Genomic DNA, 10,338 nt, shown 5'->3' with positions numbered 1-10,338 from the left:
GGCCCGCAGCACGTGTGCTGCGGGCCCCTTCGGCGTGAGTGGCCGTCCTGCGGGACTCAGTCGTCCGCGTCGCGGCGCAGACGCGGCTTCAGGTCCTTGAAGCGCGCCAGCAGACCGTTGACGAAGGTCGGGGACTCGTCGGTGGAGAACTCCTTGGCGAGCTGAACCGCCTCGTCGATCGCGACCGCGTCCGGCGTGCCGTCCTCCCAGATCAGCTCGTACGCACCGAGGCGCACGATGTTCCGGTCGGCGACGGGCATCCGGTCGAGGTCCCAGTCCACCGCGTAGGTCGCGATGAGCTCGTCGATCCGCGCCACGTGGGCCGCGTACCCCTCGACCAGCTGCATGGTGAAGTCGCTGACCGGCGGCTGGCGGTCGTCCGACCGCGCGTGCCGCACCTGGTCCGCGAGGACCTCCTGGACGGAGGCACCGCGCTGGTCGGCCTCGAAGAGGATCTGGAAGGCGCGCTTGCGCGCCTTGCTCCGAGCGGCCACGGTTAGCTGTTCACCCGGCCGAGGTAGTCGCTGGTGCGGGTGTCGACCTTGATCTTCTCACCGGTGGTGATGAAGAGCGGGACCTGGATCTCGTGGCCGGTCTCCAGGGTGGCGGGCTTGGTGCCACCGGTGGAGCGGTCGCCCTGGACACCCGGGTCGGTGTGCTGGATCGTCAGCACGACGGCGGCCGGGAGCTCGACGTAGAGCACCTCGCCCTCGTGCTGCGCGACGGAGGCGCTGAAGCCCTCGATGAGGAAGTTGGCGGCGTCGCCGACGGACTTGCGGTCGACGTGCAGCTGGTCGTAGGTCTCCTCGTCCATGAAGACGAAGTAGTCGCCGTCCATGTAGGAGAACTGCATGTCGCGGCGGTCGATGGTGGCCGTCTCGACCTTGACGCCCGCGTTGAAGGTCTTGTCGACGACCTTGCCGGACAGCACGTTCTTGAGCTTGGTGCGCACGAAGGCCGGGCCCTTGCCGGGCTTGACGTGCTGGAACTCGACGACGGACCAGAGCTGGCCGCCTTCGAGCTTGAGCACCATGCCGTTCTTGAGGTCGTTCGTGGAAGCCACGGTTGCGGAATCTCCTGGACTGACGTGGGACCTGGGAGGCGTACGCGCCTTACAGCGCGAGCAGCTCCTTGGTCGTGATGGTGAGTAGCTCGGGTCCGCCGTCCGCCTCCTGGCGCACGACGAGCGTGTCATCGATCCGGACCCCGCCCCGGCCCGGGAGGTGGACCCCCGGTTCGACGGTGACCGGCACACAAGCGTCCAGTTTACCCATGGCCGAGGGTGAGAGCTGCGGGTCCTCGTCGATTTCGAGCCCCACCCCGTGCCCGGTGAGCGGCACGGCGGCCTCCGCGTGGCCCGCCGAGTCCAGGATCTGCCGGGCCGCCCGGTCCACGTCCCGGTACTCGGCGCCGGGTGCGAGGGACTCCCGTCCGGCGCGCTGAGCGGCGAAGACGAGCTCGTACAGCTCGATCTGCCAGTCGGCGGGGGTGGTGCCGATGACGAAGGTGCGGCCGATCTCGCACCGGTAGCCGCGGTAGTCGGCGCCGAGGCAGACGGAGAGGAAATCGCCCTCCTCGACGCGGCGGTCGGTCGGTCGGTGCCCGCGGCGCCCGGAGTGCGGGCCGGTCGCCACCGAGGTGGGGAAGGCGGCCCCGTCGGCCCCGTGATCGACGAGCCGGCGCTCCAGCTCCAGGGCGAGGTGGCGCTCGGTCCGCCCGACGAGGATCGACTCCAGGAGCTCGCCGAGGGCCTGGTCGGCGATCTCGGCGGCGATCCGGAGGCAGGCGATCTCGTCCTCGTCCTTGACGATCCTGAGCTGCTCGACGGCGCACGCGAGGTCGGCGAGGTGCAGTCCGGGCGCGACGGAGCCCATGGCGCGGTGCCTGGCCACCGTCAGGTCGTGCTCCTCGACGGCGAGCGCGTCCACGCCGGCCCGGCGGACCAGGTCGGCGGCCGCGACCGCCGGATCACCGCCGCCCGCGGGCAGCACCTGCTGTCTGAGCAGCTCGTCGAGCCGCCCGTCGGCCGGTTCGCCGCCGGGCGCGACGGGGCAGAGCAGGACGTCCGTGTCCGGTTCCGGGCCGACGAGCAGCACCGCGCCCGGCGGTGAGCCGCCCGCGAGATAGCGCACGTTGGCGGGGCGGGAGACCAGGGCCGCCGGGCTGCCCGCGGCCGCGCACCGGTCGCGCAGCCGTACACGGCGGTCCGCATACACCTCTGACATGCTCCGAGCCTACGAGCACCGCGCCGCGGCGGCCTGTTCTGAGCGGCCGACCGGGCGGGCCGGCCCGCCGCCGGGTCACCAGGTGGGCGGACTCGCTATCGCGCGGGCCAGGACGTCGTCGAGGACGCGGGCGGTGGTCTCGACGTCGTACGTGGAGTTGTCGATGATCGGCAGCCCCGAGCCGTACCAGCCGGCCATCCGGCCGTGGATGGCGGCGACCTCCTCGTCCGAGAGGCGCCGGTTGCCGCTGCGCTCCGCGTTGCGCTCCAGGACGATCTCCAGGCCGGGCAGCAGGACCACCGGGAGCAGGCCGGGGCCGACGTGGCGCTTCCATCCGCCGAGGCCGACGACGGGCCGGTCGGGGAAGACCGCGTCGTCGACGATGCAGGAGATCCCGTTGGCGAGGAAGTTGCGCGCGGCGAAGCCGCAGGTGCGGCGGGCGAGGCGGTACTGGGCCTCGGAGTGGTCGTTCCAGCCCGACTGCGGGTCCGCGAAGCCGGAGCAGACCCACTCGCGGACGTCGTCGAGGCTGATGTGCGCCGTGGGCACCCGGCGGCGCTGCGCCCAGTGCCGCGCGACGGTCGTCTTGCCGGCCCCGGCGGGCCCGATCAGCAGCACCGCGAGCGTGGCCGTGCCGGTCCCGCCGTGCTCGGTGGCGGGTGCCGGCGGCGCTCCCACGGGCGGCAGCGGCACGTGCCCGGTCAGGTCCGCCCGCTGCGGCGGAGCGGCCGGGTACGGCGACGCGGCCTGCCCCTGCGGCGCCCCGTGCTGCGGTACGGCCCCGGGCCCGCCCCACCCCGGCCCTCCGGGGCCGGACGGCGGCGCTCCGGGCGCCGCGTGCGGCGGCGGCCCCTGCGGGTGCCTGGGGGCGCCCGCCTGGACGGTCCGGTGCACCCCGAGCCGGGGCGCGGCGGACGGCGGTCCCGCGGGCGGTACGGCGGCCGACGCCCCGGCGGGCGGGGGTCCGGCCGGCAGCGGCCCGCCGGTCGGCGCCGGGCCCGACGGGTGGCCCGGATACGGCGTGCCCCGGGGAGGGGTCGGCGGGACGGGCGGATGCGCGCCCTGGGCGCCACCGCCCGCGCCGGCTCCTGCTCCCTGAACGGGGTCGGGCGTCTGCCCCGGCCGTTCGGGCGGTGGCAGCGGACCCCCCACTGCGTGTTGCATCCGGTGCCACTCCGTCTCGTACGCCTGTCGGCCTCTGGTAACCGTGGACGCCGGAACGTTACCGTCCCCGGCCCCCACAAGGGCAACGGCCGGGAACGCCTTCTGGTGCCCCGTCAGCCGGCGAGTTCCTCGGCGAGCGCCCTGAGGGCGAGCCGGTAGGAGCCGATTCCGAAGCCGGCCACCGTCCCGGTCGCCACGGCCGCGATGACCGAGGTGTGCCGGAACTCCTCGCGGGCGTACGGGTTCGAGATGTGCACCTCGATCAGGGGCGCGGTCCGCTGGGCGGCCGCGTCCCGCATCCCGTACGAGTAGTGCGTGAACGCGCCGGGGTTGATCACCACCGGGATCGAGCCGTCCGCCGCCTCGTGGAGCCAGCGGATCATCTCGCCCTCGTCGTTGGTCTCCCGCACGTCGACGTCGAAGCCGAGCTCCGCGCCGAGCGTCCGGCAGGACTCGACGAGCCCCTTGTACGAGGTGGCGCCGTAGATGTCGGGCTCGCGGGAGCCGAGTCGGCCGAGGTTCGGGCCGTTCAGCACGAGGACCGGGCGCGCCTCGGTCACGCCGACACCTCGCCGTAGGCCGCGATCAGCACCGCCGGGTCCGGGGCCTCCAGGACGGTCGGCTTGCCGATCCCGTCGAGCACGATGAAGCGGAGCAGATCGCCGCGGGACTTCTTGTCGACCCGCATCGTCTCCAGGAGCTTGGGCCACTGGTCGCCGCGGTAGGTGAGCGGCAGGCCGACGGACTCCAGGATCGCGCGGTGCCGGTCGGCGGTGGCGTCGTCGAGGCGGCCGGCCAGCCGGCCGAGCTCGGCGGCGAAGACCATGCCGACGGAGACGGCGGCGCCGTGGCGCCACTTGTACCGCTCGTTCTTCTCGATGGCGTGGGCGAGGGTGTGGCCGTAGTTGAGGATCTCCCGGCGGCCGGACTCCTTGAGGTCGCCGGAGACGACCTCGGCCTTGACCTTGATCGAGCGGACGAGCAGCTCGGCGGTGTGCGGACCGTCCGGGGTGCGGGCGGCCTGCGGGTCCTCCTCGATGAGGTCGAGGATCACCGGGTCGACGATGAAGCCGGCCTTGATGATCTCCGCGAGACCGCTGACGTAGTCGTGCACCGGCAGCGAGTCCAGCGCGGCGAGGTCGCAGAGGACGCCGGCCGGCGGGTGGAAGGCGCCGACGAGGTTCTTGCCCTCGGCGGTGTTGATGCCCGTCTTGCCGCCGACGGCCGCGTCGACCATCGCGAGGACGGTGGTCGGCACGGCGATCCAGCGCACGCCGCGCAGCCAGGTCGCGGCCACGAAGCCGGCGAGGTCGGTGGTGGCGCCGCCGCCGACGCCGACGACGACGTCGCTGCGGGTGAAGCCGGTCTGGCCGAGCGCCTTCCAGCAGTAGGCGGCGACCTCGGCGGTCTTCGCCTCCTCGGCGTTCGGCACCTGGATGGCGACGGCCTCGTAGCCCTGGTCGGCGAGGTCGGCGCGGAGCGCCTCGCCGGTGTCGGCGAGGGCCTCCGGGTGGATCACGGCGACCCGCTTGGCCTGGGGGCCGATCAGGGCGGGGAGCTCGCCGAGCAGCTGTCGGCCGACCAGCACGTCGTACGCGTCGGTGCCCGCGCTGCCCGCGACGTGGATCCGGGTCGTTTCCTGGTCGGTCATGCGTCCTTCTTCAGATCCAGTGCCGAGAGGACCGCGTCCGCGACCTCTTCGGGGGTGCGGTCGTCGGTGGCGACGACGGCCCGGGCTACTTCGGTGTACAGGTGGCGGCGCGCGTCCATCTGCTCGCGCCACTGGCGGCGCGGATTGACGGCGAGCAGCGGCCGCGCGGTGTTGAGGCCGACGCGGCGGACGGCCTCGTCGACGTCCATCGAGAGGTACGCGACGGGCCGCCCGGCCAGCAGGGCGCGGGTGCCCTCGTCGAGGATCGCGCCGCCGCCGAGGGCGAGGACGCCCTCGTGCTCGGCGACGGCCGCGGCGACCGCGGCCCGTTCGAGGGCGCGGAAGTGCTCCTCGCCGTCCTCGACGAAGATGTCGGAGATCTCGCGTCCTTCGGCGGCGACGATGTCGGCGTCGGTGTCCCGGTAGGGCGCGCCCAGCTTCGCGGCCAGGAGCGCGCCCACCGTGGACTTGCCGGAGCCCATCGGCCCGACGAGGACGATCAGGGGACCGGCGGTCACCGGATGTGCAGGTTGTCGAGGTACGACTGCACGTTGCGGCGGGTCTCCGGGACGCTGTCGCCGCCGAACTTCTCGACGACCGCGTCGGCGAGGACGAGCGCGACCATGGCCTCGGCGACGATGCCGGCGGCGGGGACGGCGCACACGTCGGAACGCTGGTGGTGGGCGGCCGCGACCTCGCCGGTGGCGACGTCGATCGTGGCGAGGGCGCGCGGCACGGTCGCGATCGGCTTCATGGCGGCGCGGACGCGCAGCAGCTCGCCGGTGGTCAGACCGCCCTCGGTGCCGCCGGAGCGGCCGGAGGTCCGCTTGATGCCGTCCTCGGTGCGGACGATCTCGTCGTGCGCCTTCGAGCCGGGCACGCGGGCGAGGTCGAAGCCGTCGCCGACCTCGACGCCCTTGATGGCCTGGATGCCCATGAGCGCGGCGGCCAGGCGTGCGTCGAGGCGCCGGTCCCAGTGGACGTGCGAGCCGAGGCCGACGGGCACGCCGTACGCGAGGACCTCGACGACGCCGCCGAGGGTGTCGCCGTCCTTGTGGGCCTGGTCGATCTCGGCCACCATCGCCTTCGACGCGTCGGCGTCGAGGCAGCGCACCGGGTCGGCGTCGAGCCGCTCGACGTCGCCGGGGGTCGGGTAGACGCCGTACGGCGCCTTGGCGGCGGCCAGCTCGACGACGTGCGAGACGATCTCGATGCCCGCGGCCTCCTTGATGAAGGACCGGGCGACGGCACCGAGGGCGACGCGGGCGGCGGTCTCCCGGGCGCTGGCGCGCTCCAGGATCGGCCGGGCCTCGTCGAAGCCGTACTTCTGCATGCCGGCGAGGTCGGCGTGGCCGGGCCGGGGCCGGGTCAGGGGCGCGTTGCGGCCCGTCTCCTTGAGCTCCGCCGGGTCGACCGGGTCGGCCGACATGACCTTCTCCCACTTGGGCCACTCGGTGTTCCCGACCATGACGGCGATCGGGGAGCCGAGCGAGAGTCCGTGGCGGACGCCGCCGAGGAAGGTGATCTCGTCCTGCTCGAACTTCATCCGGGCGCCACGCCCATAGCCGAGGCGTCGCCGCGCGAGGTGGTCCGCCACCAGCTCAGTGGTGACCGGGACGCCGGCGGGAAGACCCTCCAGCGTCGCGACCAGCCCGGGTCCGTGGGATTCCCCAGCGGTCAGCCAACGCAACCTGCTCAACGATGCTCCTCATGCTCGCGCCTGGGCACTGCGACGACGCGGCCGGGTGCGCGGCCCTGGCCCGCCGCCCCCGATCCTTTCACGTCCCGGGGACGAACCCGCCCTCCCGTCCAGCTATCGGACGGGGGCGTCGTATTCCTGGACAGGCCGCTCGTCGTCCCGCGCCTCGCCGAAGCGGGTCCGCAGCCATCCGAGACACGCGTGGACGGCGAGGGTGGAGCCGGCCGCGATCAGCGGATAGCGCAGCCATTCGGGCAGGTGACCGAAGATCACCAGCCGGAAGAAGCGCGCGATGTCGAACGCCAGGTCCCATTTGGAGGCGAGCGTCAGTGACTCACTCATGTTCGCCGTACTCCCCCGTGTTCCGCTCGGCGTCGCGGTGCAGCCTATCGGGCGGCCAGCGCCCGCTCCCCCGCCGCCCGCATCGCCGCGAGCGGGGCGGGCACGCGGCCCGTCACCTGCTCGACCTGGAGGACGGCCTGGTGGACGAGGAGGTCGAGGCCTCCGACGACCTTGCCGCCGCGCTCGGACCAGGCCGCGGCGAGCGCGGTCGGCCAGGGGTCGTAGAGGACGTCGAAGAGGGTGCCGGGGCCTTCGGGGACCGCGTCGGCCAGGGCGTTGGTGGTGCCGGCCGGGGTCGTCGCGACGACCAGCGGGGATGCGAAGGCCTCGGCCGCGCGCTCCCAGTCCGCGGTACGGACCTCCACGCCGAGCCGCTCGCCCCAGCCGCGCATCTCCTCCGCGCGGGCCTCGCTCCGCACGTACGCGGTGACGGGGCCGACGCAGATCCGGGCGAGCGCGGCGAGCGCGGAGGACGCCGTGGCGCCTGCGCCGAGGACCGCCGCCGACTCCACCTTCTCGACGCCGCGCTCGCTCAGGGCGGCGATCATGCCGGGGATGTCGGTGTTGTCCCCGATCCGCCGGCCGTCCTCCCGGAGGACGACCGTGTTGACGGCCTCCACGGCGGCGGCCGTGTCGCTGATCTCGTCGAGCAGCGGGATGATCGCCCGCTTCAGCGGCATGGTCAGCGACAGGCCCGCCCACGTTCCGTCCAGCTCGGCGACGAAGCCGGGCAGCGCCGCCTCGTCGACCTCGAACCGCTCGTACGACCAGTCGTCGAGACCGAGCTCGGCGTACGCGGCCCGGTGCAGCACCGGGGAGAGCGAGTGCGCGATCGGCGAACCGAGGACGGCCGCGCGGTGCTGCCTGCTCACTGTCCCGACTTCCGTTCCTTCTCGTACTCCGCGACGTTCCGGTTGTGTTCCTTGAGGGTCACGGAGAAGACGGTCTTGTTCTCGTTGATCGACACGAAGTAGTACCACGGGCCGTCGGCGGGAGCCATCGCCGAGTTCAGCGCCTCGATGCCGGGGTTGCTGATGGGACCGGGGATGAGGCCCTTCACGTCGTACGCGTAGGTGTTGTACGGGTCCTTGATCTTGCGCATGGCCTCGACGGATCCCACGTCGAGGGTGCTGGTGCCCCTCAGGTAGTTCACCGTGGAGTCGAACTCCAGGCGTCCCGCCGTCTCCGCGTTGTCGGGCTTGAGGCGGTTGTAGACGACGCGCGCCACCTTGTCGAAGTCGTGCTTGTACTTGCCCTCGACCTGCACGAGGCTCGCGACCGTCAGGAGTTCCCACGGCCCCTTGACGCCCACGGCCTTCGCCTTCGCGTCCAGGTCCAGCTTCGTGTACTCCTGGTTCGCGCGGGAGACCATCTTGCGCAGGGCGTCCTCGGGCTTGCTGCCCTTGGCGACGGGGTAGCTCGCCGGGAAGAGGAAGCCTTCCAGCGGGTCCTTGACGTCGTCGTGGTTCTTGGCCCAGTCGGGCAGCCCGAGGGAGTCGGCCTTCGCGAGCGCGATCTCCTTGGTGGTGCCCGCCTTGAGGTCGAGGCGCTTGTCGAGCTGGTCGTAGACCCAGGCGTTCCGCTTGCCCTCGGGGATGACGAGGTTGGCCTGGCTCACCGGGTCGAGCATGAGCGTGACGGCGCTCTCGGCCGACATCTCCTTCTTCAGCGTGTAGACGCCGGCCTGGATCGAGAGGCCCTTGGGGTTGCGTCCCTGCGCGGAGACGAAGGCGTCGACGCTCTTGACGACGCCCGCCTTCTTGAGGATGTTGCCGATCTCGTAGCCGCCGGCGTCCTTCGGGATCTCGACCTGCACCTCGCCGGTGCCGGTGCCGGCGAAGTCCTCGGCCGCGCCGAACTGGCCCTGCCAGAACTCGTAGCCGAAGTAGCCGATGCCGCCGACGCCGCCCGCGAGGACGAGCGCGACGACGAGGCAGGCCACGCCGTTCTTGCCTTTGCGTTTCTTCGCTTTGCTGCGGCGTTCGCGGTCGCCGCCGCGGGAGCCCCGGCCGGCCGGCTCCTCGTCGTACTCGTCGTCGTGGTCGTCGGGGTCGTCCTCGCCGGTGAAGAAGGGGTGCTTCTCCTCCTCCGGCTCCGGGCGCGCTTCTTCCTCCGGGGCCCAGTCGATCACCGGCTCCGGCGGGGTCCGGCGGCGGCCGGGGGGCTGGGGCGGCGGGTAGGCCTCGGGGGTGCCGTAGAGGTCCGGGGTCTGGCCGCCGTACGGATCGGCCTGCGGGGCGCCGTACGCCATCGAGGCCTGGCCGGTGTCCCAGTTGCCGTCGTACTGCTGTCCGAGGTCCCCGGGCGTGTCGTAGCCGCCCTGGTACCCCGTCCCGTACTGCTGCTGAGGCTGCGCCTGCTGCTGGTGCTGCGCCTGCTGTTGCTGCTGCTGGTACTGCGTCTGCTGCTGGTACTGCGGGTCCACGTAGCCCTGCGGCTGCTGTTGCTGCTGCGCCTGCTGTTGCTGCTGGTAGTACTGCTGCTGCTGAGCCTGCTGCTGGTACGGGTCGCCCTGGTAGCCCTGTCCGGCCTGGCCGTACGGGTCCTCGTAGCCGTGGCCGCCCTGGTCGTACTGGCTCGCCTGCTGCGGGTGCGGGTACTGCTGCTGGCCCTCCCACCCCTGGTCCCCGTACAACGGGTCCCCGGGGTGCCACGGTTCGGAGCCAGGGCCCCGGCCATACTCAGTCATCGATCCCCAAACAGCCGCGAGGCTTCCGGACGATCCGCCTCTACGTAGTGCGGCAGTTGTTCGAACACGGCCGCATCGCGCGGAACGTTACCGTATCGCGATCAGATGACCACTTCGACGCCCTCGCCGGGCGGATTACCTGATACCCGTTCGGACTCAAGAGCGTTCTGAAGGATGATCACAGCGGCGGCCTGGTCGATGACGGACCGCCCCTTCTTGGCCTTCACGCCGGAGGCACGGAGCCCGTGGGTCGCGGAGACCGTGGTCATCCGCTCGTCGACGAGACGGACCGGCACCGGGGCGATGCCCTTGGCCATCTCGCGGGCGAAGGCGCGCACCTTGGTCGCGGCCGGGCCCTCCCGCCCGCTGAGCGAGCGGGGCAGACCCACGACGACCTCGATGGGCTCGTACTCCTCGACGAGCTGGCGGAGCCGCCGGTGGGCGGCCGGGACGTCACGTCCCGGCACGGTCTCCACCGGCGTCGCGAGGACCCCGTCGGGGTCGCACGAGGCGACCCCGATCCGGGCGTCCCCGACGTCGACCGCGAGACGGCGGCCACGGCGCATCG

Annotated in this window: 12 protein-coding genes; all 12 read right to left on the bottom strand. The window is 72.6% G+C overall.

Annotated elements, in window-relative coordinates:
* Positions 1-56 precede the first annotated feature (56 nt).
* Complete coding sequence (gene nusB / locus ACFCY7_RS26185; protein ID WP_376488501.1) at positions 57-494, bottom strand: transcription antitermination factor NusB; 438 nt, start codon at positions 492-494, stop codon at positions 57-59.
* Positions 495-496: 2 nt separating this feature from the next.
* Positions 497-1,063, bottom strand: a complete 567-nt coding sequence (gene efp, locus ACFCY7_RS26180) for an elongation factor P (RefSeq protein ID WP_376488500.1) — start codon at positions 1,061-1,063, stop codon at positions 497-499.
* A gap of 49 nt (positions 1,064-1,112) precedes the next feature.
* Positions 1,113-2,225 carry an aminopeptidase P family protein gene (locus tag ACFCY7_RS26175; RefSeq protein ID WP_376488499.1) on the bottom strand — a complete coding sequence of 371 codons (1,113 nt, stop codon included), beginning with the start codon at positions 2,223-2,225 and terminating at the stop codon, positions 1,113-1,115.
* A gap of 75 nt (positions 2,226-2,300) precedes the next feature.
* Positions 2,301-3,389, bottom strand: coding sequence for an AAA family ATPase (locus tag ACFCY7_RS26170; RefSeq protein ID WP_376488498.1), 1,089 nt, complete (start codon positions 3,387-3,389; stop codon positions 2,301-2,303).
* 113 nt (positions 3,390-3,502) lie between these two features.
* Positions 3,503-3,949: a type II 3-dehydroquinate dehydratase gene (aroQ, locus tag ACFCY7_RS26165; protein ID WP_376488497.1), complete on the bottom strand. Its 447-nt coding sequence runs from the start codon at positions 3,947-3,949 to the stop codon at positions 3,503-3,505.
* Positions 3,946-5,040: a 3-dehydroquinate synthase gene (gene aroB / locus ACFCY7_RS26160; RefSeq protein WP_376488496.1), complete on the bottom strand. Its 1,095-nt coding sequence runs from the start codon at positions 5,038-5,040 to the stop codon at positions 3,946-3,948. The genes aroQ and aroB overlap by 4 nt, the downstream gene beginning before the upstream one ends.
* The gene (locus ACFCY7_RS26155; protein WP_376488495.1) at positions 5,037-5,558 is read right to left on the bottom strand and encodes a shikimate kinase; all 522 of its coding nucleotides are present in this window, start codon (positions 5,556-5,558) and stop codon (positions 5,037-5,039) included. Before ACFCY7_RS26155 ends, aroB begins: the two co-directional genes overlap by 4 nt.
* Positions 5,555-6,739, bottom strand: a complete 1,185-nt coding sequence (gene aroC / locus ACFCY7_RS26150) for a chorismate synthase (protein ID WP_376488494.1) — start codon at positions 6,737-6,739, stop codon at positions 5,555-5,557. The genes ACFCY7_RS26155 and aroC overlap by 4 nt, the downstream gene beginning before the upstream one ends.
* Positions 6,740-6,853: 114 nt before the next feature.
* A complete protein-coding gene (locus ACFCY7_RS26145) occupies positions 6,854-7,081 on the bottom strand; it encodes a hypothetical protein (protein ID WP_376488493.1) in 228 nt (75 codons plus the stop codon).
* 44 nt (positions 7,082-7,125) lie between these two features.
* A complete protein-coding gene (locus ACFCY7_RS26140; RefSeq protein ID WP_376488492.1) occupies positions 7,126-7,953 on the bottom strand; it encodes a shikimate dehydrogenase in 828 nt (275 codons plus the stop codon).
* Positions 7,950-9,770 (bottom strand): endolytic transglycosylase MltG, encoded by a 1,821-nt coding sequence (gene mltG, locus ACFCY7_RS26135; protein WP_376488491.1) that lies wholly within the window; start codon positions 9,768-9,770, stop codon positions 7,950-7,952. The genes ACFCY7_RS26140 and mltG overlap by 4 nt, the downstream gene beginning before the upstream one ends.
* A 101-nt stretch (positions 9,771-9,871) precedes the next feature.
* The gene (gene ruvX, locus ACFCY7_RS26130) at positions 9,872-10,336 is read right to left on the bottom strand and encodes a Holliday junction resolvase RuvX (RefSeq protein WP_376488503.1); all 465 of its coding nucleotides are present in this window, start codon (positions 10,334-10,336) and stop codon (positions 9,872-9,874) included.
* Positions 10,337-10,338 lie beyond the last annotated feature (2 nt).

It is taken from the genome of Streptomyces sp. NPDC056361 (genome assembly GCF_042262805.1).
GTDB lineage: Bacteria > Actinomycetota > Actinomycetes > Streptomycetales > Streptomycetaceae > Streptomyces.
This window is presented reverse-complemented; position numbering and strand designations above follow the sequence as displayed.